Origin of the sequence: Dysosmobacter segnis (genome assembly GCF_014297285.1) — a bacterium.
GTDB lineage: Bacteria > Bacillota > Clostridia > Oscillospirales > Oscillospiraceae > Oscillibacter > Oscillibacter segnis.
In genome coordinates this window covers 34,495-55,380 of sequence record NZ_JACOQI010000012.1, presented here as the reverse complement: position 1 = coordinate 55,380, position 20,886 = coordinate 34,495, and the positions used below count along the sequence as shown (strand labels likewise).

Below are 20,886 nucleotides of genomic sequence, written 5' to 3'. Positions count from 1 at the left end.
GACCCTATGGAAAGACTGATGAGATACAAGACCCTCCAATGCTTTCTTGCGGCGCTGATTATGATTGTGTTCCTCGCTCCTGCTGCATATGCATCCGGTACACCGGACGCATATGAGGCAAGCGCAAACGCTGTTTCCGAAAAATATATTGGCAAAACGGTTCCGGGCGCGTGTGTCGTAATTTCGGAGTATGACAATACGGTATTTGCGAAGGGGTATGGCTTTGCTGATTTGGAGAACAATACGGCCATGGACCCGGAGACCACGGTTTTTGAATGGGGTTCCATATCAAAGACCTTTGTGTGGGTCAGCGTGATGCAGCTTGTTGAGGATAGGAAAATCGATCTGGAAACGGATATCCGCACCTATCTGCCGGACGGCTTTTTGAAAAATCTGCGATTCGCTGAGCCGGTTACTTTACTTCACCTGATGAACCATACGGCAGGATTTGAGGAAGAACTGCTGGATTTGCGCTATTACAGCGCGAGTGAGGAAATTCCCTTCAAAGAAGTACTATCTGCGCACCAGCCCAAGCAGGTCTATCCGCCGGGATCCGTCAGTGCCTATTCCAATTACGGCGCGGCACTTGCAGCGTTGATCGTGGAGGAAGCCAGCGGCCAAAGCTATAAGGATTATATCAAAGAACATATTCTTTTGCCTCTGGGTATGACGCATACCTCTGTCGGTCCCTTTTGGATGGATGTGGATGGACTCCTTGATCACAAGGCGAAGGGTTATTCTTATACCGGAAAAGGATTTCGGCGGGAGGATGAGATGCACCTCCGCATGTATCCTGCAGGAGCCATGAATGGCACAGCCGCAGACCTGCTTCTGTTTGCCGAGTGGCTGGCAAAAGCGCCAGGAGAGGAGACACGACTCTTCAAAAGCCCGGAAACAAAGGAGCGGTTGTTTAAAGAGACATGGTGCTCCTATGGGGCAAACGCCGGACTTTCTCATGGCTTCTGGCAGTATGCGAATCATCCCGGAATACTCGGGCATGAGGGTGGAACCTATGGCTTCAAGACGCAGTTTTGGGTGGAACCGGAAGCTGAATGTGCAATCCTAATCCTGACCAATGTGATGGAAACGGATTACTGCTCCGCCATCATGGAGGCAGTCATCGAGCAGGATGCGCGACCGCCGAAGCAGGAAGTAGGGTCACGTGACTTCTCTATGCTATTTGGCGACTATCTTCCGGCACGATCCGCATGGTCATATGCAGGCAAGATACAAGCACGAATGCAAATAATCCAAATCTCAAAAGAGGGAGAAGAAAATCTCCGGCTGAAAACGCCCCTTTCCGATAAGGATTTACTGTACGAGCCTGTGGGAGAATATCAGTTCTACTGTGCCGAGGCGATACCGGAGGAAAGAAGCCTTGCTTTCTCTGTATTGGACGGTAGGGTGACGAGCATGACGTTCCGACTGGCTCATGACTATGTTCCCGCGGGACCTCTAAACGGCTTTGCCGGCAGCTTTCTGTCATTGGGAAGTTATATCCTGCTGATGGTTCTGTGGCTTGCCATTTTGATCATATTGGGCTCAAAGATCGTTTGTAAACGCAGCTCTTTTCAATGGCAAAGGATTATACTTCCCATATGTGGGCTCATTCTTGGTGCGGCGGGGATTGCCGGAATGTTTCATTGGTTTTCTCTTTACACAATTATTTCGACGGAGCTGAACATAGTAGCAGGTATAGGAATTGCAGCGGCCATCTGCGGGATTTTCACGGGATTCAGCTATGTTGTAAAGAGAAAAAATAGAGCATCGGTACTTACGATTGTTTTATTTGCATTGCAAATTATATCTGCGTGGATGCTCGGATTCTTAACAGTAGTATAAATTAACAGAAAACGGAGGAATGGATTTATGGACGAAAAGAAAAAGTGGACGGTTAAGGATGTTATTACAACGGTATTGCTCTCCGCAGTGCTGATCGTGATCCAGTTCGTCGTCAATATGGTCTGCATGGCCAACGACTTTGTCAGCATGGTGCTGTCGGTGGGGATCACCATGTTCCTCTGCGCGCCGGTCTATATGCTCATGGTCAGCCGGATCGGAAAGCGTTTTGTGACGCTGATCTATATGACGATCCTCGGCGTGATTTTCCTGCTGATGGGAAACTGGTTCTTGCTTCCTTATTATGTTCTCGTGGGAATCCTCTGCGAGGCGATTCTCTGGAAGGAAGGCTCCTGCCAAAAACCGAAACGGCTGACCGCCGCCTGGACGGTGGCGAGCCTGCTGTACAACGGGGTCAATCTGCTGCCCATCTGGTTCTTCTGGGACACCTACTACGATTTTGCGCTGGCAAGCGGTATGGAGCAGAGCTACATCGATTCCTATGTGCGTTACTACACCTCTCCCGGCTGGCTGGCCTTTATTCTGCTGTTCACGACACTGATGGGCTTTTTAGGCTGCATGGTGGGCAGCCGGCTGATCCGCAGGCATTTTAAGAAGGCCGGCGTTCTATGAGAGCGGACGCATCCTTTGCGGTGCCGGTCAAGCTATGGGCGCTGCTGTGCGTCTTTGCTGGAGTGACGATCGGCGGGAATGTGCTGCTCACCTGCATCCTGACCGGCGGTGCACTTCTTTATCTCGTCCTACAGCGGAATTTCCGCCTTGCCGCGTCCTATGGCTGCTTTTATCTGCTGCTGGCGCTGCTGCTGTACGGCATCCGCTTCCACGGGCTGCACATGCCGGTCTTTTCGGAATTTTATGTTCTGATGTTCTGGAATCTGTCGCCAATCTTTCTGGTGTCATGGGATCTGATCACCACGCCGCCGGGGATGCTCTCCGCGTTCTTATCCCGCCTCCGTATGCCCACCCCGTTTATTCTCGGGCTTCTTGTGGTCTTTCGCTTCTTCCCTACCATGCGGACGGAGCTGAAAGGCATAGGCAGGTCCATGAAAAACCGAGGGCTGACCGCAGCGGGACAGCTGCTCGCACATCCCGTGCAGAGCATGGAGTATGTGCTGGTTCCGTTTCTTCTTCGGGTGTTGCAGCTTGCGGATCAGCTTTCCGTTTCCGCCGTTGCAAGAGGCGCGGAGCGCCCAGGCGTGCGCGGCAGCTATTATGAGAAAAGGGCCGGGGCGCGGGATCACATCGCGGCAGCCGCATGTGCGATAGTCACGGCTTCCTATTTGGTTTTGGAAAGGAGCATGGCATGATCGAGCTTACACACGCTTCCTTTCAATACGAAAACTCAGACAGAGGCGTGCGGGACATTTCCCTTTCGGTAAAAAGCGGCGAATGCGTCGTGCTGACGGGGCTTTCCGGCTGCGGCAAGACCACCGTGACAAGGCTTGTCAACGGGCTTGCGCCGTCCTATTACCCCGGAGCCTTCAGCGGAAGCGTGAGGATAGACGGCAAGGATATATCAAGGCTTTCCACATGGGAGATCGGGCGTTTGGTGGGAAGCGTTTTTCAGGACCCCAAAAGCCAGTTCTTTTCCTCCGAGCTTGCCGGAGAGGTCGCCTTTCCCTGCGAGAATTACGGCTTATCCACTCAGGAGATACGGGAGAGGACGGACGCTGCCATAGAGGCGTTGAAGCTGTCCCATTTGAAAGACAGGGCAGTTGACATCCTCTCAAGCGGAGAAAAGCAGCGGGCGGCCATTGCGTCTGTATATGCCATGAAGCCAAAGGTCTTTGTGTGTGATGAGCCGACGTCCAACCTCGATACCGCCGGGACAAGGCAGCTTGCGCAGACCCTCCGACAGCTCAAGGAACAGGGCTTTACCCTGCTCCTCGCGGAGCATCGGATCGACTGGCTGATGGGGATCGCAGACCGGTTTTTATATCTGCGGGACGGCAGAATAGCGGCCGAGTATGCGCCGGAGGATTTGCTCCTTCTGCCGGAAGCAGATATATTAGGTATGGGCCTGCGCTCTCCGCACGAGGGAAAGAGCCTTCCCGCTCCCTCCGTATCGGACGAAAGCCCTGCCGTCTTGAGGACAGCAGGGCTCTCGAAAAGAATACGCAGGGAAGTCATTTTCGATGATATTTTCCTCTCCTTTCCGAAAGGCAAAGTGACCGCCATAACGGGACAAAACGGCGCGGGGAAAACCACCCTTGCGCAGATCCTCTGCGGGCTGGCAAGGCAGACAAGGGGACATATCCTGATAGATGGGAAAAAAGCAAGAGCCGCAGTCCGGCGCAGGGAGATCTATTACTGCGGCAACGACACGTCAACGCAGTTTTTTACGGCGAGTGTGGCGGAGGAGCTGCTGCTGAATACCGAATTGACAGAAGAAAGCAAAGACCGTGCCAGACACTTGCTGAAGGAATTTGGCCTTTACGAGTACAGGGACACGCACCCGTCCACCCTGTCCGGCGGACAGAAGCAGCGGCTTGCCATTGCCTGCGCCATCTTTTCCGGCCGCGGGATACTGATTCTCGATGAGCCCACCAGCGGCCTTGACGGGCAGAATATGCGCCTCGTCGCGGAAAGGCTGAGAAGCGAAGCGCGGAACGGCAGAACCATTCTCGTGATCACCCACGACAGGGAACTGATCAAGAGCTGCTGCGATAATGTTGTGGAGGTTGGTACAAAGCCCAGCGAGGTACAGTGAATGCCTTTTGCCAGTGAGCCCAAATGGGTCAAATTCACGAATGTTAATTTGCATTGCTTGCCGCAACGGCGATGTTCCTGCTAAAATATGCGTGAAATCTTTAGAGAAAAAAGGTGTTTCCGTGCTTCATGAAAATCTTCGGTTGAAGCGAAAAGAGCGAGGTCTTTCACAGGAGGAATTGGCATCACGCCTTCATGTTGTCAGACAGACCATTTCAAAATGGGAAAAAGGAATGTCTGTTCCTGATTCTGAACAGTTGATAAAAATTGCCGTCATTCTCGAAACGACCGTAAGCGAGCTTCTTGGAACCCAGGTGGAAAACGAAGAGGAACCGAACCGGTTGGCAAAAGAACTGTCTCGCATCAACACGCAGCTTGCCATCAGAAACCATCGGACGCGGCGTGTGCTGAAAATCATCGCTGTTGCTCTGCTCGTATTTGTAGCTTTGATTTTTGCAATTATGGCGTTGAGTTATGCGCCTATGCCGCAACTGAAATAACGCATTTTCAAAAGGAGTGCAGCTATGGGCAAGAAAAAGAGAATGGTGTTGTTGGTGTTAGGTATAATCATTCTTGGCATAGCTATATACCAATATCCATTACAAAAAGCATTTGCACAAAAAGCCTTCGAAACTTATATAGATAAACAAGGAATAGATCCTGACAATATCGCCATTAAAAAGCCGGTTAAAGACTGGAAGCAAGGAGGATATTTGATAGTTGTCACTTTTAATGATGATATAAACAACAAGTATTATTATCATTATGAGGTATGGACGCACAAAAAAGGTGAACCATTGCGTTTTAATAGAATGACATTGACTATTATTGACGAGAAAAACTCTGTTGTGTTAGAATATCCTTATGATGGTAAGTGTAAGTACCCTCCTATTAAAGAGTGATATACAAGGAGTAAATCATGAAAAAGCTCATGAAACGGAGTCTTATTGCAAGGCTGCTTGCCACTGCCGCTGAGACCGGCCTAATTGCGCTATATCTTCTGAATGTAATAAGCACAGGTACCTTTGTTCCGTTGATAGTAATCGTTTCCCTCCTCTTCTGGAGCTTTGGCGTGAAGAGAAAGCCATAAACCACCAAACGGTTTTGTTGTTACAGGTTGTCAATATGAAAATGAAAAAACTGATATGCGTTATGGCTCTCGTGTGTATCGGAATGCTTCTGGTGTCGTGTGGGTCAAAACGCCTTGACAATCCCAAGGCACAGTTTATTCGGGATTTTGGCTTGAACATTGAAAAGAAAGACTGTGTGCTTGAGGAACTCTTCAATAACTATGAAGGGGTTCCTTATGAGGGAATAGCACTATATAAGCTGACCATTGGGGAGGACGTGCGTCAGGCGTTCCTGCAATGGGAACGCTTTCCCTTCTCCGAAAAGGCTGAGTGCTTTTTGGAGAGCCTTTCCGCCTATGCGGAGCTGCCCCCGATCGCGGACGGCTACTGGAAAATGCGCTCTTGAATTTAATTATCTCTATTCAAGAGAAAAACAAAAAGTAAGACTTTCTAAAGCACAATTCATGCTAACGCTTGCAGACGGAGTTCCGGTACGAGGAAGACACGGAGTATTCCGAGCCGATGGCAAACTGGGTAGAGTTTGAAGTAAAAATGAATCTGCCGTATAAGGAGGCACAGCCCTCCGACCCAATCACCATACCGGAGCTTCAGGTGAATGCCATGTCTGGGGCAATGGGTGAAACAGATGAAATCACGGCTTCCCCCTGCGCCTACTACTGGCAGGCCCCGGAACCGAATGAGGATGGAACCATGAGCTCCATCATTGGATGCGGGCCTGCGATCGGCGAAGAGACTTCTCTGCCGGAGATCACGGCAGCCGCCGAGGGACTGATTTCCCACAGAAAGTCAAACGAAATCTGGTTATATTTCGAGGTGCAGCCGGATACAGTGCGGATACAATGCGTCCCCCAAAACGGCGGTGAGGTTGAGACAATCACAGACATTCTTCCGTATGACGGAGGATGTGCGTTCGATCTGAAAAGCGGCAGCTTTGTTTACCGTGTGATTGCAGAATGGGGCGATGGCAACCGTGTGGAATATGGCTTCATCGGGAAGTGGTTGTGATCCCGCGGCAATCAGAATAAAGGACTGACTATGATAAAGATACTATTGGTAGAAGACGATAAAATTATCGTTGCGAGCTTGAGCGAATATCTGAACAGCGAAGGGTATCTTGTGCGAAGTGTATCCGGGCAGGCGGCGGCCATGAAGCTGCTTGCGGAGGAAAAGGCGGATCTTGTGCTGCTGGATGTGTCTCTGGCGGAGGGCAATGGCTTCGCGGCGTGCAGAGCGATCAAGGCCGAGTTTGATGTCCCCGTTATTTTCCTTACCGCGTCCGGCGACGAGTTCAGCACCGTTACGGGCTTCGACCTGGGCGCCGACGATTACATTCCAAAGCCGTTTCGCCCACGAGAGCTTATCTCCCGCATCCGAAATGTGCTCCGACTCACCGGCAGCATGGGCAAAACGGTGAAGCTCGGTGATGTGGTGGTGGACACCGAAAAGGGCACGGCGGTGAAGAACAGCAGGGACCTGTTCCTCTCAGCACTGGAATACCGGCTTCTGCTGTTTTTCATCAACAATCGGGGAATCGTGCTTACCCGTGAGAGGCTTCTTGACGCCATCTGGGATGTTGCCGGCGAGTATGTCAATGACAATACGCTGACGGTGTACATCAAGCGGCTGCGGGAGAAGATTGAGGACGACCCTGCCGACCCGAAGATCATTCTGACGGTTCGCGGGACAGGATATAAGGTGGACGCATGATCAAGCTGCTGAAAAACAAAGAGGTGCGAAAGGCACTGCTGTGGCAGCTACTGCTCTCCGCAGCCGCCTGCGCCGTCTGCTTTTTCTTCGACATTCGCGCCGGGCTGACAGCCGCAGGGCTTTCTCTGCTCCTCATGCTGGCCTTCTGCATCAGCACTTATAAGAGGTATCAGAGGATTTCTTCCCTTGCGGATGATATCAATCAGGTTCTGCACGGCGACAGTTCGATCGATTTTGACAGCTATTCAGAGGGTGAGCTGAGCATCCTCCACAGTGAGATCTATAAGATGACCATACGCCTGCGTGAGCAGCAGCAAACGCTGACAAGGGAAAAGGCATATCTTGCCGATTCCATCGCGGACATCTCTCACCAGATCCGCACGCCCCTGACCTCTATCAATCTGCTGATTGGACTGCTGTCGGAGCCGAAGCTGACCGACGCGCGCAGGCAGCAGCTTATCCATGAGCTCTACGAGCTGCTCTCCCGCATCGACTGGCTGATCACCACACTTCTGAAGATCTCACGGCTGGACGCCGGCACGGTGCAGTTCAAGCAGGAGCAGGTCAGTCTGGAGGAGCTGCTCAAAAAGTCCTGTGTGACCCTGCTCATTCCCATGGAGCTGCGCGGGCAGGCGCTGCTCATCCATGCGGACGGGGCTTTCCGGGGAGATCTCTCGTGGACGAGCGAAGCCATCGGCAATATCGTGAAGAACTGCATGGAACACACCCCAGAGGGGGGCAGGATCGAAATTGACGCAGCCGAAAACGCCCTGTATTCTGAAATTATAATTAAGGACAACGGCACGGGCATTTCTCCGGAGGATCTGCCGCATATCTTTGAGCGCTTCTATAAGGGCAAGGATTCCGACGGCAAAAGCTTTGGGATCGGGCTTGCGCTGTCGCGCATGATCATAACCGGTCAGGGGGGAACCGTAAAGGCAGAGAACCGCAAGCCCGCAGGAGCCATGTTCACCATCCGATTTTATAAGGGAACCGTCTGACCGGCGGCTCCCTTTTTTATGAAGTGACGGATCCGTCACCTGAAAGTCACCGCCGTGTCACCTTGACAAAATAGAATGGGGATGTAAAAAGTGAAAGGAGTATCCCGATATGGAGATTTTGAGAGTGGAAAACCTGACAAAGGTATATGGCAAGGGCGAGAACGAGGTGCGGGCACTGGACGGCGTTTCCTTTTCGGTGGAGAAGGGGGAGTTTGTCGCCGTGATCGGCCCCTCCGGCTCGGGCAAATCCACACTGCTTCACATCCTCGGCGGCGTAGACCGGCCTACGGGCGGCAAGGTATTTATGGATGGCAAGGATGTGTATGCGCAGAACGAGGAGCAGCTTGCCATCTTCCGCCGCCGTCAGGTGGGACTGATCTATCAGTTTTACAATCTCATTCCGGTGCTCAATGTAACGGAAAACATCACTCTCCCTGTCTTGATGGACGGGCAGAAGGTCAATCAAAATCGACTGGCTGAGCTGATGACCACTCTGAAGCTTACCGGCCGGGAGAACCACCTGCCGAACCAGCTCTCCGGCGGCCAGCAGCAGCGGGTGTCCATCGGCCGGGCTCTGATGAATGCGCCTGCGGTGGTGCTTGCCGATGAGCCCACCGGAAATCTTGACTCCAAAAGCAGCCGGGAGATCGTGGAACTGCTGAAGGTTTCCAACGAAAAATACGGGCAGACCCTCCTTGTCATCACCCACGACGAGAGCATCGCACTGCAGGCGGATCGAATCCTTTCCATTGAGGACGGGAAAATCACCAGAGACGAGGTGATCCGCAGATGAATGTTTTCAACAAGGTAACATTAGAGAGCCTGAAGAAAAACAGGACGAGAACCATCGTCACGATCATCGGCATTATGCTCTCGGCGGCGATGATCTGCGCGTCCACGACCCTTGTCTCCAGTATGCAGAATTTCGTGCTGCGTTGTGCGATCCACATCGACGGGGACTGGTACGGAGCGGTTTATGACGCCGCATATAAGGACTATGAGGACATCCGCAATTCCGACAGGGTTTCCTCCACAGCCTACGCGCAGGTTCTGGGTTACGCGAAGATCGACAGCGCCAACGAGCGCAAGCCCTATCTGTATGTGCTTGGCGGCGATGTGGCCTCCGGCTATTTTAAGACAATGCCGGTGCATCTCATTTTAGGTACGCTGCCGAAGGACTCCACGGAAATTATTCTGCCGGAGCACCTGACATCAAACGGCAAGGTGAATTATAAGCTCGGCGACACCGTCACGCTTGACGTGGGGGACAGGACACTTGACGGCCGGAGGCTGGGACAGGACACGCCCGTATACACCTATGACAGCGAAACGCAGGTGGAGATCATGAGCGGCGAAAGGCTCGAAAACACCGAACCAAGAACCTACACGGTGGTCGGTATCTATGAAAGGCCTACCTTTGAGGACTATTCCGCGCCCGGGTACACAGCGCTTACGGCAGCGGACACCAAATCCGCCGATCAGTCTCCGATTCATTGTTATTTCAAGCTGCACAAGCCCGCCGGGGTGTATGACTTCATGAAGGAAATGGGCTATACGCAAGAGTATCGCTATGCCTACAATACAAAGGTCCTGCTGTATTCCGGCACGGCTCCGTTCGATTCCTTCCTTACCGCGTTTTACAGTCTTGCCGCCATCATCATCGCGCTGATCGTGTTCGGCTCTGTATCGCTCATCTATAACGCATTTTCCATTTCTGTTTCGGAGCGGACAAGGCAATTCGGCCTGCTGTCCTCGGTGGGCGCCACCAGAAAGCAGCTTCGAAGAATGGTGCTGTTTGAGGCGCTGGCGGTCAGCATTGTCGGCATCCCACTGGGCATTCTGGTGGGTATCGGTGGTATCGGCATAACGCTCCTCCTGATCGGAGATAAATTTTTCTCCATTGTCCGTGTGGACATTCCCATGCGGCTCTGTGTTTCGTGGCAGGCTGTCGTCATTGCTGCGGTCATTGCACTTGTCACGGTTCTGATCTCGGCATGGATTCCCTCAAAAAGGGCAACCAGAGTTTCCGCCGTGGAGGCGATCCGCCAGAGCATGGACATCAAGGTAAGCGGCAGACCCGTCCGAACCTCGAAGCTCGCCTACAAGCTGTTCGGACTCCCCGGCGTCCTTGCCGGCAAGCACTATAAGCGCAACCGGAAAAAATACAGAACCACCGTCGTCAGCCTCTTTATGAGCATCGTCCTCTTTGTTTCTGCGGCGGCCTTCACCGACTACATGATGGAATCCGCCGAGGGAGGGCTGGCCTCCGATCAGTTCGACCTGATCTACGCAGCGGAGTCAGACGCTTCCTCCGCCATGACACCCGATGCGCTTCTGGAACTGCTTTTCTCCGAGCAGAATGTCACTGGCGGTACCTATACCAAGAAGCAGTTTTTGCAGGGCGATATCTCCCGCGAATATGTCACGGCAATGTTTGCCGACCGTTTTGCCGACTTCGGCATGGAGCGTGAGGACGCAGCGCCGAAGAATCTCAGCATCTCCGGTTATCTGTACTTCGTTGCGGACGCCGAGTTCAACAGGTTACTGGAAAAGTACAACCTGAAGGAAGCGGATTACTATGACCGGGACAACCCCCTGGGCATTGCCCTGGATCGCAACATTGAGCTTGACCGCCGGCTTGAGAAGTATGTCACGCTGGACACGCTCAAGGGCGATGGGTGCGTGATCGAGGGTCTTTACTATGTAGAGATCGACGGATATTACAGAAAAGACAGCCGGATCGATGAGAACGGCAATAAGGTCGTCCTCTATCAAAACAGAGACAATGAGAACGACATCATCGAGCTGCCCTATGAGGAATCCTTTGCAAAATACACGCTGCGGTCCGAAAAAACCATTGAGGAGGCTCCGTTCTTTGTCAGCCGCAGCACGCCGGTGGCCATCAATATGATCTATCCGTACAGCATGCTGGAGAGTGTGGTTCCCGAGGCGGCGCTGAATCAATTCCGTAATACAGAGTATTTCCTTACCTCGAGCAATCACACCGCAAGCTTTGAAAATCTGGCACCCGTGCTGACGGAAAACGGTCTCAGCAGCCGGCAGCTCTTCGACTATGCCGCAAACGCCGAGACAAACCGGAATGTTGTGACCATTGTCCGGGTATTCGCCTACGGCTTTATCGTGCTGATCTCCCTGATTGCCGCGGCCAATGTGTTCAACACGATCTCCACGAATATCAGCCTGCGCCGCCGGGAGTTTGCCATGCTGAAATCGGTGGGCATGACGCAAAAGGGCTTTCGCAGGATGATGAACTGCGAGTGCCTGCTGTACGGCTCCAAGGCACTGCTTCTCGGCTTGCCGGTGTCCTGCGGCATTACATATCTCATCTACCGCGCAGTCACAACGGCCTATGAAACCTTCTTCCATCTGCCGTGGGCGGCCATCGGCATCGCCGTACTGAGCGTATTTCTGGTCGTATTCGCCACCATGATATACGCAATGAGGAAAGCGAAAAAGGACAATCCCATCGACGCCTTGAAAAACGAGAATCTGTAAGGAGGAAAAGAATATGCACAACAATGAAGCAACCGCACATGGGAAACTCAACTTGAAATCCCTGCCGATCTGCTGGCTGATCATTCTCGGCGGATACCTTTTGATCCGTATGGTCTTTCTTGTATTCGGGCTGCAGCTGCACCTGACCGCTCAGGGCATCTGCCTTGCGCTGCTGCCGTACTGCTTTGGGGCGCTGTATCTATGGAGGTGCTGCAAGAATCGGGAACCGCTGTTTTACGCGCTTGGTATTCTGCTCCCGGCTATTGTCGAGAAGCTGACGCTGTATTTCCTCGGAGCGTATCTATGCGGGGTCAGTCCGTTCCGTGTCACGGCAGTCATGGAGGCAATTGGAACGATTGAGCCGTATGCGGTGCTCTTTACACGGATGCCCATGCGGTATGCAGTCAATCTGCTGTTCTTTAACTGGATATACATTCTTTGCGGCATCGCCTTCTCTGCACTCTGCTTTTTGGGCTTGTCTCTCTTTCAAAAGCGGGTGGGGGATGAACCATAGGCAAGATATAGGGGCGGCAAAATGTTATCAGGGCAATATGCGACCTCTTGCTGTCACAGTGTTTGCGAGTAAGTTAAGAAGGAGTTGTTGATGCGTCCCTTGGTGTCACCCTCGCCAAAGGCCAGAGGAGTACCGGCGATGATACGCCGCCCGGTGGCCAGAGTCAGAAGCGAAGCAGAATAGTCCGCACGAACATCGCCGCCGACTTTGTGGATTACGGCTTCGTCGCAGCTCATTTCCATATCCTTGCTTGCCAGTATAAACGCTGCCCAGACAAGAGGGTTGAACCAATGAATGGCCAAAGCAAAAAACGCCAGTGCTTTCATAACATGGTCGAGTCGTTTGATGTGGTGCTGCTCATGGAGGATGATATACTCCTGCTCCTTGTCGCTCAAATTGCAGGGTAGATAGATTTTCGGACGGAACAGGCCGACCACAAAGGGAGACTTGATATCGTCTGCGATGAATATATTGTCTCGAAGAGGAACAACCACCGACAGTTTACGCCGCAGCCGGATGTAGGAGACAATACTGTAGATTACCATGACCAACACGCCAATCATCCAAACATAGGTAGCAATGGACATTGGAGCTTCGAGCGGGTCGGCAACCAACTGTTCCCGTCCTTGCGGTAATGCCTCGTTGATCGCATCACTGATGCCCGGAACAGGCCGCGCAACAGAGGGATACTCTGTGTGAACAATGTTGCTCGGCACATATTCGATGACGCTGGTAATTGTTCCAGACTCTTGGGCTGGGGCATCGAAAAGATTGTAAACGGAAAAGCTTGAACCAATCGACACCGGACACAGGAGACGAAACAGGACCACGCCCCACAGCGCATAGGAAATGACCTTGGGTGCTTTTTTCAGAAGAAGGCGCAGCAGGATTACAAATACAATAGCCACGCTTGCCGTCAGGCTCATGTTGAATAGCTTGGGCATGAATGTATAAAAGAACATAGGGTCACCTCCTCATTCCATCAATGACCTTCTGCAGCTCGTCGATCTCCTGGTCAGTGAGTTTTTTCCGTGTCCCGAATGCAGCGAGGAACGCAGGCAGAGAACCACCAAAGGTTTCCTCCACATACTGCTCACTATGTCGGGCGTAGTATTCCTCCCGTGAGATCAGCGAAGTAACAGTGCCATCTTCATTCTTAAACAAGCCACGCTCACACAGGCGTCGCAAAACAGTGTGAGAAGTGCTTTTCTTCCAGTTAAATTCTTCTGCGCCGATCTTGGCCATTTGACCGGATGTGATCGGCTCCCGTTCCCAGATAATATCGGCAAACCGGGCCTCGGCAGTTCCCATTTTCAAATCAGACATTAAAGCGCACCTCCGTGTTACAGCTTGTAGCGCCACTTATATACTACAGCTTGTAACACGAAAAGTCAATATGGCAGAGCCAATGTTCATAAAAGCTTCAAAAGTGAAAGTGCGCCGGTTGTCCGACGCACTTTCTTGTTTCTCATACCTTTGATTGCAGTCGCTTCCTGCGGCTCGGCAGTTCCTTGTTATGCAGCCAGTAGATCAAGACGAACAGCAGATAGGCTCCCAGACATACTGCGAATATGTAAATGGGTGTGTTGACATACCAACCGAACCATTCGGAGAACTGTTTGAACACAATGATGGGAGAATTACCAGGGCCAACGAAGAACATATTCATATCTCTGCCGATTCCAAACTGCACGATGCAGTTCAGGGCAAAGGCCACGCCGCAGAGAAGGGTGAAGATCCAAGTCGCAGAAGCATAGTCGCTCTTCTGGTTGCCGCCTCGCTTGGACACGCAGAGGAACAGTCCCACAAACACCAACAGCATGTGCCACACGCAAGAGTGGGCGGTAAGGAACAGGTGGCCATGAAGCAGGCCGGACGGCTCGGTAAAGGCAATGGCTCCTCCCAAGAGATTATACAGCACCATGAAGCTATACAATGCCCGACGCAGTTTTCCCAGCTTCAACCAAGGAACAATCAGGCACAGATACATTGGGATGCTGCACAACTGGAATGGGAACTCGCCCCAGTGATAGGTGCCGTCCGCGATCACATAGTAGCAGAAGAATTGCTTAAATACTTCCGACAGCGTCAATACCAAACCGCAGGCAAACAGGATATGACATGCTGTTTTGTCGCTGACATTCCGCAGCTTCCATGCCGAGAAACCGCAGACAGCAAAGCCAATCAGGGTAAACAGAATATGGAATGCACCGTAGGCCGGTGGCGGCTCCATGGGCCAGGAAATAGATTCAAAAAAGGTTGCTAACATTTGCTTTGGGACATCTTCTTTCTTTGGAAACGCACGGGTGTGGATTGCTTCTTTTTAGCTGATGGTCGGGAACCGCAGAACCACCTTAAACAGATCGCCGTCAGTAGTCAGCTCCATGGTGCCGTTTTGCAGTTCGGTCAGGCTCTTTGCAATAGACAGGCCCAGACCGTTGCCTTCGCTCTTTCTGGAGTTGTCGCCCTGAACGAAGCGCTCCAGCAGCTCGTCAGTAGACAGGTTGAGGGGTTCGCGGGAGATATTCTTAAAGGAGATGATTGCCTCTCCGTTTTTCTCCTCCAGCGTCAGATAAACGCGGGTGGAGCGCTGGGCATACTTGCAGACATTGTTCATCAGGTTATCGAACACGCGCCACAGGCGGCGACCGTCTGCCATAATTTTAATAGGCTGCTCCGGCTGGCTGGTGAACAGAACCAAATCCTTCTCTTGAAGCTTCTGCTCATACTCACCGGCAGTCTGTGTCAGCATCACACCAACTTCACAGGGAGCCAGCAGCACCTCCAGATTACCCGTGGACGCCTTAGAAGCCTCCACGAGATCGTCAATGAGCCGCTTCAGGCGGTCGGACTGACGATGGAGTACACCGGCATATTCTGTAATGGTGGGGTTGTCGCACTGCTCTTTTTCAATCAGATCCGCGTAGTTGATGATAGAAGTCAGCGGAGTCTTGATGTCGTGAGAAACATTGGTGATCAGCTCAGTCTTCATGCGTTCACTTTTCAGACGTTGTTCCACCGCCGCTGTCATGCCAACGCCAATGCTGTTCAGATTCTCGCCGTGGCGCTTGAAATCCCAGAACATTCTCTTGGTGTCCACCTGATATCCAAGATCACCGGTGGCAAGAGCCTTGCCACCTGCCTGGAGCTTTCGGAGCATCAACGCCACATAGAGAACCAGCGGGACAAGCACAAGGTGCTTCACGAACCAGAAGGTCAGCAGAACATCCTCCTCACAGTATGCCCCAGCAATGACAAGGACTTCGATCAAGGCGATTGCAGCCAGGCCAAGAGCGGTCTTCCAAACCAGAGGAATGCCTCTGCAAAGGGATACCATACCGCGGAAACACACACATACGCCGCTCCAAATCTTACGCAGCACGACCAGTGCAATTTTAAGGGCATAGAAGATGATGGTGTTCTTCCACCAGCACCCCAGCTTGATCCGCGTTGCAAAGCTCATGCACCAGCCAAGACAAATGGCCATTAGAGAGATACCTAATGCGATGCCGGCTAACGCTGCTTCGATGTCTGAGGCATAGTAGATTGCTTCCACCATGACCTGTATTATCAGGAACCCGGCAAGCGCAGTCATCCCGGTCAGCAGGTCAAAGGGGATCTTCGTACCCCATCCCGGCTGCGCTGTTGCCAGACCATTTTTCTTACCAGATGCGCACATAAGGAAAACGAAAGCAGCGATAGCAAGAATGGCAGCGCCGATGCCAATCGCATATACCCAGAAACGCATGGCAAAGGCCAAGGAGATCAAAAGGTCGGCATAATAATAAGTATCAGGCTGGGTCAATTCATCCGCAAGACGAATCGTTGCCTCCACCGTACCGATCTGCTCCACATCATATCCGTAGTTGCTATACAGACTGTACCAGTTTTCTACGCCGTCTTTCTCCTTCATATGATACCAGACCGCACTGTACTCCGTGGAGCTTTCCTTCACGCCCCCATCATACCCCCAGTTATTTCGCGGACCTTCTGAGAAAACCATTTCAATAGATGCAATGTTGCGATCTGACAAATAGCGCATGGCATCATCAGCACCAGCATCTAAATTCTCGTTGGTCAAATAATGAATGAGCGTCCGGATATCGCCTTCGGCAATATTTCTCATGGCTTCGTTTTTGTAAGCCCATTCAGATGTCGTATAGAGTTCTTCTTCCACCATGATGAACGCACCAGCTGCAGAGCCGATAACAACAATCACCATGATGATGACCAGCAGGAACGCTACGAACTTGGCTGATGTACGGTGGGTCAGCGGGAGTTTTCTATTAACTGGAGCAACATTCTCCGGTTCTGGTGTCACCGCTTCATACTGCGCATCCTGTACGGTCTGCGCGATTTCCTCCACGATGGGATCTGCGTTTTTCTTCCTAAAGAACGGCTTCATCGTTTTGCTCCTTTCTCCATTTTATACCCTTGTCCCCAGACCACCTTCAGATATCGGGGGTCTGCGGGGTTGATCTCTATTTTTTCACGGAGATGCCGGATATGTACGGCAACGGTATTGTCGCTTCCCAGGGGAGCCTCTTTCCATACCTGCCGATAGATCTCCTTGGGGGAATACACCTTGCCGGGACTCTCCATGAGCAGTTTGAGGATGTCGTATTCGATGGGCGTCAAGGAAATGGGTTCTCCGTCCAAGGTGACTTCCTTGGAGCTGTCATCCAGTTCCACGCCGCCGATGACATATCGTGCCGTAGCCGCAGCTCTGCTGCCCAACTGCATATAGCGGCGCAGTTGAGAACGGACACGGGCCGTCACCTCTACGGGATTAAACGGTTTTGTGATGTAATCGTCCGCTCCGGTGTTCAGGCCGAGGATCTTGTCGGTATCCTCACTTTTGGCCGTCAGCAGTATAATGGGGACATTGCTCTTCTCCCGAATCTTTACCATTGCGGAGATGCCGTCCATTTCAGGCATCATGATATCAAGCAGAATCAGGTGAATGTCCTCCCGCTCCATAACCTCAAGGGCCTGCACTCCGGTGTTGGCCTCGAACAGTTTGAAGTCCGGATTCATCAGATATATTTTCAATGCGTTGACGATATCCTGCTCGTCATCGCAAATCAGAATGTGGTACATGGAACCCCTCCTTTGATGGCTTTATAATAACAATCTTTACATTAAGATGGTAGTGGTAGAAAGATGAAGAATTTGTGAAGATTGCCATTCCAAAAGAACAGCGCAGCTCCCGACCGGAAGCTGCGCTGTTGATGTGGTTGCTTACTCGTCAATCATTTGGAGCAGAAGCCAGATTGCAGGCTGGTTTTCTTTAATCCATTCCATATCGTGCTGTTCGCTGATCCGAATGGCACCCGCTTTCCATTCATCGAAGTATTCCTGGCCAGTTTCAGCGTAGAGTCGGAGCTGTGCTTCCGGCGCAAGATCATCGAGAACGCTTCGCATCAGATGTCCACGCAGTCCTGTCTGACCACCCTCTAAAACTGTGAGAATACATACTGCAATGTATAGCTTCCGTAGTAGGTAAGCTCCCGATACTCAATCGGGTGTGCGTCAATGTAGTCGGCAGGTCTGGAAGATGTGGCCGGAGAGGACTCAATTACCTCAAAAAGATGTTCCACCGCAGAATAGGTATCAACTCCGCCGTAACGGACGGCCTGATCGTAGCACTCCTGCTTCTGGGCGAGGATATACTTCTGAGTATCCAGGGCTTCGTCCTCAATTTCGTCAGGGAACTTATCCCGAATATCCTGAACATAGTAGGAGCCGTCCCGCGGTGTCCAATACTCCTTCAGAACATATTTCCCATCTACAACTTCAAAGGTGATGGCAACAGCGATATGACTGCCGGCAGCATCGTGAAAGCTTCCACCGGAATAACCAAATCCCTGATGAAGCGCCAGTCCGTAGACAGTGACCAGCTTGATGTGGTCGGAGGAACCAACTGCGGGGGTGCCACTGAGTTCCTGTTGATCCAACAAGACAAAGCTGGCGCAATGATACAGACCATCCGGCTTGGAAGGCTTGTTTTCTGCCAGGATTGCTTCATTGATCGCCTTCGCCAACAACACTTCTGAATGATCCGCACCAATGAACTCCGTCACGCCGCCGTCCCGAATGTCGATGCGTGTATCGAGGTCATCCGCCAAAGCCAGATAGATATACATGGGGTCTTCATCTATCCAGCTTCCGCCGATCCAAAGCTCATACATTTCATTGATCTCATAGACGCGGATATACAGGCCGGAGCCGGTTTCAACATACTTGAACTGCTCAAAATCTGCCCATGTTAGCTCGTAGCCTTTCTGGGAAAGCATAATAACATCATTAAGAGAAATGCTCTTGCCTAAATGCTCCCAAGTTGCGTATTCCCAGGACTTTTTATCTTTCGTTCGCACCAGATACCACACGCACGCACCGCTGCTGTCTTTGCTCGTTTCAAAAGTCGAATACACAGTAATGAGTTCTTGACCGTTATTATTCCACCAGTTCATTTGGATATCTGCATAACGGTTCTCGATTTCCTCATCGTAGCGCAACTCAGTTAAAGTGCAATTATCAAATCTTTGATAAAACTCCCTCTCAGCCACATTAAATGCTTCGTTAATTAACTCTTCAGAGTAGAGTGCAGAGTATCCGATTATGCGCCCCGCCTCGATGGTGGCATCTGAAACATCTCCTCCGACGCAGATTCTACTCAAGTAATCCTGGAATTCGCCATCCGCTACAACATACCGTTCTCCGTTCCACTCGATATCCACCATATCATTGTCGGAGAGAGAATAACCGCTGATTCGGATATATGTGCCATCCTCCAAGAGCGCGCTGATTTGATACCCCGGCGTAAATCCGCCATATTCATCGCTCTTTTTCGTGTTCTTGACCCCGGCCAGCCGAGAACTCAACTCGCTGATCTGTGCTGAATTCATCTCAACAGCAACCGCATCACCCGTATTTCGCATATCGAAATGATTTGCGGAAACGATGGTGTGTGTTGCTTCGTCGAATTGGAATCCCATCGGATTTGTCAGGAAGCACACCGCAACGACCACACAGGCGATAACTGCCAGAACGACGACCCAGAAAGCAGGCTTCTTGTAGTTCATCACAGACTTCACACGCTCCTTTACACCGACCTCACCAAAGGCAAGAGGGCAGGCTGCGATCACACGGCGGTTGACACTACAGGCCACAAGCGCCTGGGTATAGTCGGCTCTCTGCTCGTTGCCCAGTACCTTAATGACCTTCTCATCACAGGCCAGCTCAATGTCCCGGCACAGCAGCACATAGGCCAGCCACATCAGAGGATTGAACCAATGGATCGTCAGCAGTAGGAAGCCGAGGAGTTTCCACCAGTGGTCTCTTCGACGAATGTGTGCCTGCTCATGTGCGACCACATGGTTCAGATCCTGTCCGCCCATATTGTAGGGAAGATAGATCTTCGGTCTGAACACGCCCAGCACAAAGGGAGAAGCCACATTCTCGCTCTGGAAGATGTTGTCTCGGAGGATGACTGCCTCGCTGACTTTGCGGCGCAGACGCCAATAGCTGACCACGGTATATAGGAGGAGCGCAGCGATACCGGCAATCCAGAGAATGCTAAAAATCGGAATCCAGATCTGAAGCGGATTTGCGCTCGTCAATACATCCTGCGGTGGAGCGAACGAGGACAGCATAGGGTTGACCATGCTATTGATCACTGGAACACCGCTGTTGATCGTGGGCTGTACTGCCATTTCGATATCCATCGGAACTGTCTCTGCGCTGGGGATCAGACTCAGAGCGCTCTCGATAGAGAACGGAAAAGCCAGACGCACTGCCACAATGCCCCAGAGCAGGACATTGACCCACTTGGGTGCTTTCTTCAAGACAAACCGGAGCAGCAGCACAGCCAGGACAAGCCAGCTTGCTGATATGCTCATGTTTATAATTTTCAAAAACAGGTCGTTCATTATTTGCCTCCTCTCCGGATGCGGTCGATCATGCGCTGTACCTCATCAAGCTCCTCCTCAGAAATATTCTGATGCTTGGTGAAAGCAGCGACAAAAGCAGGCAGTGAGCCTTCAAATGTCTTTTCAACCAGTTCTCCAATTTCATATGCCTGCACAGCGTCCTTGGAAACCAGAGAAGTAATGGTGCCGTTATCGTTCTGCAGAACACCTTTCTCTCCCAGACGCTTGATAACGGTATAGGTAGTGGTGCGTTTCCAACCCAACTGCTCCTGACACAGCTTTACCAACTCCGCAGCCGTGACCGGCTCATGTTCCCACATAATCAGACAAAAACGATATTCGCCCTCGTGAATCTTCGGAATATCCATAAGTCAACCTCCTTGTCTACCGATGTAGACTTCTTGATTATAGTCTACAGCAGTAGACGCAAAAAGTCAATGGAGTTCATATTATCTTTACAAATAAATGCTATTGGGGAGCAGATGGCACATTGACGAAGTGCTTCAAATATTCTACTATTATGTTGCTCGATATATCGCGAGGCATAATAGTTGAGA

22 protein-coding genes are annotated in these 20,886 nt (G+C 51.5%); 14 read left to right on the top strand and 8 right to left on the bottom strand.

Annotated features, from left to right (window positions below; genetic code table 11):
- Window positions 1-6: 6 nt before the first annotated feature.
- From H8Z83_RS12260 to H8Z83_RS12195, 14 genes are all read left to right on the top strand, one after another.
- On the top strand, window positions 7-1,842 hold the full coding sequence (locus tag H8Z83_RS12260) for a serine hydrolase domain-containing protein (protein ID WP_187015308.1): 1,836 nt from the start codon (window positions 7-9) through the stop codon (window positions 1,840-1,842).
- Window positions 1,843-1,869: 27 nt separating this feature from the next.
- Window positions 1,870-2,472 carry an MptD family putative ECF transporter S component gene (locus tag H8Z83_RS12255; RefSeq protein ID WP_187015307.1) on the top strand — a complete coding sequence of 201 codons (603 nt, stop codon included), beginning with the start codon at window positions 1,870-1,872 and terminating at the stop codon, window positions 2,470-2,472.
- Window positions 2,469-3,167, top strand: a complete 699-nt coding sequence (locus H8Z83_RS12250) for an energy-coupling factor transporter transmembrane component T family protein (RefSeq protein WP_187015306.1) — start codon at window positions 2,469-2,471, stop codon at window positions 3,165-3,167. Before H8Z83_RS12255 ends, H8Z83_RS12250 begins: the two co-directional genes overlap by 4 nt.
- Complete coding sequence (locus H8Z83_RS12245; RefSeq protein WP_187015305.1) at window positions 3,164-4,570, top strand: ABC transporter ATP-binding protein; 1,407 nt, start codon at window positions 3,164-3,166, stop codon at window positions 4,568-4,570. The genes H8Z83_RS12250 and H8Z83_RS12245 overlap by 4 nt, the downstream gene beginning before the upstream one ends.
- Before the next feature lie 40 nt (window positions 4,571-4,610).
- Complete coding sequence (locus H8Z83_RS12240; protein WP_207732054.1) at window positions 4,611-5,069, top strand: helix-turn-helix domain-containing protein; 459 nt, start codon at window positions 4,611-4,613, stop codon at window positions 5,067-5,069.
- A 24-nt stretch (window positions 5,070-5,093) separates the two neighbouring features.
- A complete protein-coding gene (locus H8Z83_RS12235) occupies window positions 5,094-5,471 on the top strand; it encodes a DUF3139 domain-containing protein (RefSeq protein WP_207732053.1) in 378 nt (125 codons plus the stop codon).
- Window positions 5,472-5,488: 17 nt separating this feature from the next.
- Window positions 5,489-5,659: a hypothetical protein gene (locus tag H8Z83_RS12230; protein WP_187015304.1), complete on the top strand. Its 171-nt coding sequence runs from the start codon at window positions 5,489-5,491 to the stop codon at window positions 5,657-5,659.
- A gap of 41 nt (window positions 5,660-5,700) precedes the next feature.
- Window positions 5,701-6,045, top strand: a complete 345-nt coding sequence (locus tag H8Z83_RS12225) for a hypothetical protein (RefSeq protein WP_187015303.1) — start codon at window positions 5,701-5,703, stop codon at window positions 6,043-6,045.
- Window positions 6,046-6,161: 116 nt separating this feature from the next.
- Window positions 6,162-6,665: a hypothetical protein gene (locus H8Z83_RS12220; protein WP_187015302.1), complete on the top strand. Its 504-nt coding sequence runs from the start codon at window positions 6,162-6,164 to the stop codon at window positions 6,663-6,665.
- A gap of 30 nt (window positions 6,666-6,695) precedes the next feature.
- Window positions 6,696-7,367, top strand: coding sequence for a response regulator transcription factor (locus H8Z83_RS12215; RefSeq protein WP_187015301.1), 672 nt, complete (start codon window positions 6,696-6,698; stop codon window positions 7,365-7,367).
- Window positions 7,364-8,368, top strand: coding sequence for a sensor histidine kinase (locus H8Z83_RS12210; protein WP_187015300.1), 1,005 nt, complete (start codon window positions 7,364-7,366; stop codon window positions 8,366-8,368). Before H8Z83_RS12215 ends, H8Z83_RS12210 begins: the two co-directional genes overlap by 4 nt.
- Window positions 8,369-8,477: 109 nt before the next feature.
- On the top strand, window positions 8,478-9,161 hold the full coding sequence (locus tag H8Z83_RS12205; RefSeq protein WP_187015299.1) for an ABC transporter ATP-binding protein: 684 nt from the start codon (window positions 8,478-8,480) through the stop codon (window positions 9,159-9,161).
- Window positions 9,158-11,884: an ABC transporter permease gene (locus tag H8Z83_RS12200; protein WP_187015298.1), complete on the top strand. Its 2,727-nt coding sequence runs from the start codon at window positions 9,158-9,160 to the stop codon at window positions 11,882-11,884. Before H8Z83_RS12205 ends, H8Z83_RS12200 begins: the two co-directional genes overlap by 4 nt.
- A 13-nt stretch (window positions 11,885-11,897) precedes the next feature.
- Complete coding sequence (locus tag H8Z83_RS12195) at window positions 11,898-12,398, top strand: hypothetical protein (protein ID WP_187015297.1); 501 nt, start codon at window positions 11,898-11,900, stop codon at window positions 12,396-12,398.
- Between the two features lie 53 nt (window positions 12,399-12,451).
- Here the strand turns inward: H8Z83_RS12195 and H8Z83_RS12190 are convergent, their stop codons facing one another.
- From H8Z83_RS12190 to H8Z83_RS12155, 8 genes are all read right to left on the bottom strand, one after another.
- Window positions 12,452-13,360: a M56 family metallopeptidase gene (locus tag H8Z83_RS12190; RefSeq protein WP_187015296.1), complete on the bottom strand. Its 909-nt coding sequence runs from the start codon at window positions 13,358-13,360 to the stop codon at window positions 12,452-12,454.
- Window positions 13,361-13,364: 4 nt separating this feature from the next.
- Window positions 13,365-13,724 (bottom strand): BlaI/MecI/CopY family transcriptional regulator, encoded by a 360-nt coding sequence (locus tag H8Z83_RS12185; RefSeq protein ID WP_187015295.1) that lies wholly within the window; start codon window positions 13,722-13,724, stop codon window positions 13,365-13,367.
- 142 nt (window positions 13,725-13,866) lie between these two features.
- The gene (locus H8Z83_RS12180; protein WP_187015294.1) at window positions 13,867-14,667 is read right to left on the bottom strand and encodes a TMEM164 family acyltransferase; all 801 of its coding nucleotides are present in this window, start codon (window positions 14,665-14,667) and stop codon (window positions 13,867-13,869) included.
- A 54-nt stretch (window positions 14,668-14,721) separates the two neighbouring features.
- Window positions 14,722-16,803, bottom strand: coding sequence for a sensor histidine kinase (locus tag H8Z83_RS12175; RefSeq protein WP_187015293.1), 2,082 nt, complete (start codon window positions 16,801-16,803; stop codon window positions 14,722-14,724).
- Window positions 16,800-17,498 (bottom strand): response regulator transcription factor, encoded by a 699-nt coding sequence (locus tag H8Z83_RS12170; RefSeq protein WP_187015292.1) that lies wholly within the window; start codon window positions 17,496-17,498, stop codon window positions 16,800-16,802. Before H8Z83_RS12170 ends, H8Z83_RS12175 begins: the two co-directional genes overlap by 4 nt.
- Before the next feature lie 141 nt (window positions 17,499-17,639).
- On the bottom strand, window positions 17,640-17,822 hold the full coding sequence (locus H8Z83_RS12165) for a hypothetical protein (protein ID WP_187015291.1): 183 nt from the start codon (window positions 17,820-17,822) through the stop codon (window positions 17,640-17,642).
- Between the two features lie 32 nt (window positions 17,823-17,854).
- Window positions 17,855-20,329, bottom strand: coding sequence for a M56 family metallopeptidase (locus tag H8Z83_RS19645; protein ID WP_243184978.1), 2,475 nt, complete (start codon window positions 20,327-20,329; stop codon window positions 17,855-17,857).
- Entirely contained in the window at window positions 20,329-20,697 is a 369-nt protein-coding gene (locus H8Z83_RS12155) for a BlaI/MecI/CopY family transcriptional regulator (protein WP_187015290.1), read from the bottom strand. Before H8Z83_RS12155 ends, H8Z83_RS19645 begins: the two co-directional genes overlap by 1 nt.
- Window positions 20,698-20,886: the final 189 nt, after the last annotated feature.

What these genes read in the sequence shown, in the direction of transcription:
- H8Z83_RS12260 (WP_187015308.1), top strand. Translation starts at nt 7, where the DNA reads ATGGAAAGACTGATGAGATACAAGACCCTCCAATGCTTTCTTGCGGCG.
- H8Z83_RS12255 (WP_187015307.1), top strand. Translation starts at nt 1,870, where the DNA reads ATGGACGAAAAGAAAAAGTGGACGGTTAAGGATGTTATTACAACGGTA.
- H8Z83_RS12250 (WP_187015306.1), top strand. Translation starts at nt 2,469, where the DNA reads ATGAGAGCGGACGCATCCTTTGCGGTGCCGGTCAAGCTATGGGCGCTG.
- H8Z83_RS12245 (WP_187015305.1), top strand. Translation starts at nt 3,164, where the DNA reads ATGATCGAGCTTACACACGCTTCCTTTCAATACGAAAACTCAGACAGA.
- H8Z83_RS12240 (WP_207732054.1), top strand. Translation starts at nt 4,611, where the DNA reads ATGTTAATTTGCATTGCTTGCCGCAACGGCGATGTTCCTGCTAAAATA.
- H8Z83_RS12235 (WP_207732053.1), top strand. Translation starts at nt 5,094, where the DNA reads ATGGGCAAGAAAAAGAGAATGGTGTTGTTGGTGTTAGGTATAATCATT.
- H8Z83_RS12230 (WP_187015304.1), top strand. Translation starts at nt 5,489, where the DNA reads ATGAAAAAGCTCATGAAACGGAGTCTTATTGCAAGGCTGCTTGCCACT.
- H8Z83_RS12225 (WP_187015303.1), top strand. Translation starts at nt 5,701, where the DNA reads ATGAAAAAACTGATATGCGTTATGGCTCTCGTGTGTATCGGAATGCTT.
- H8Z83_RS12220 (WP_187015302.1), top strand. Translation starts at nt 6,162, where the DNA reads ATGGCAAACTGGGTAGAGTTTGAAGTAAAAATGAATCTGCCGTATAAG.
- H8Z83_RS12215 (WP_187015301.1), top strand. Translation starts at nt 6,696, where the DNA reads ATGATAAAGATACTATTGGTAGAAGACGATAAAATTATCGTTGCGAGC.
- H8Z83_RS12210 (WP_187015300.1), top strand. Translation starts at nt 7,364, where the DNA reads ATGATCAAGCTGCTGAAAAACAAAGAGGTGCGAAAGGCACTGCTGTGG.
- H8Z83_RS12205 (WP_187015299.1), top strand. Translation starts at nt 8,478, where the DNA reads ATGGAGATTTTGAGAGTGGAAAACCTGACAAAGGTATATGGCAAGGGC.
- H8Z83_RS12200 (WP_187015298.1), top strand. Translation starts at nt 9,158, where the DNA reads ATGAATGTTTTCAACAAGGTAACATTAGAGAGCCTGAAGAAAAACAGG.
- H8Z83_RS12195 (WP_187015297.1), top strand. Translation starts at nt 11,898, where the DNA reads ATGCACAACAATGAAGCAACCGCACATGGGAAACTCAACTTGAAATCC.
- H8Z83_RS12190 (WP_187015296.1), bottom strand. Translation starts at nt 13,360, where the DNA reads ATGTTCTTTTATACATTCATGCCCAAGCTATTCAACATGAGCCTGACG.
- H8Z83_RS12185 (WP_187015295.1), bottom strand. Translation starts at nt 13,724, where the DNA reads ATGTCTGATTTGAAAATGGGAACTGCCGAGGCCCGGTTTGCCGATATT.
- H8Z83_RS12180 (WP_187015294.1), bottom strand. Translation starts at nt 14,667, where the DNA reads ATGTTAGCAACCTTTTTTGAATCTATTTCCTGGCCCATGGAGCCGCCA.
- H8Z83_RS12175 (WP_187015293.1), bottom strand. Translation starts at nt 16,803, where the DNA reads ATGAAGCCGTTCTTTAGGAAGAAAAACGCAGATCCCATCGTGGAGGAA.
- H8Z83_RS12170 (WP_187015292.1), bottom strand. Translation starts at nt 17,498, where the DNA reads ATGTACCACATTCTGATTTGCGATGACGAGCAGGATATCGTCAACGCA.
- H8Z83_RS12165 (WP_187015291.1), bottom strand. Translation starts at nt 17,822, where the DNA reads ATGCGAAGCGTTCTCGATGATCTTGCGCCGGAAGCACAGCTCCGACTC.
- H8Z83_RS19645 (WP_243184978.1), bottom strand. Translation starts at nt 20,329, where the DNA reads ATGAACGACCTGTTTTTGAAAATTATAAACATGAGCATATCAGCAAGC.
- H8Z83_RS12155 (WP_187015290.1), bottom strand. Translation starts at nt 20,697, where the DNA reads ATGGATATTCCGAAGATTCACGAGGGCGAATATCGTTTTTGTCTGATT.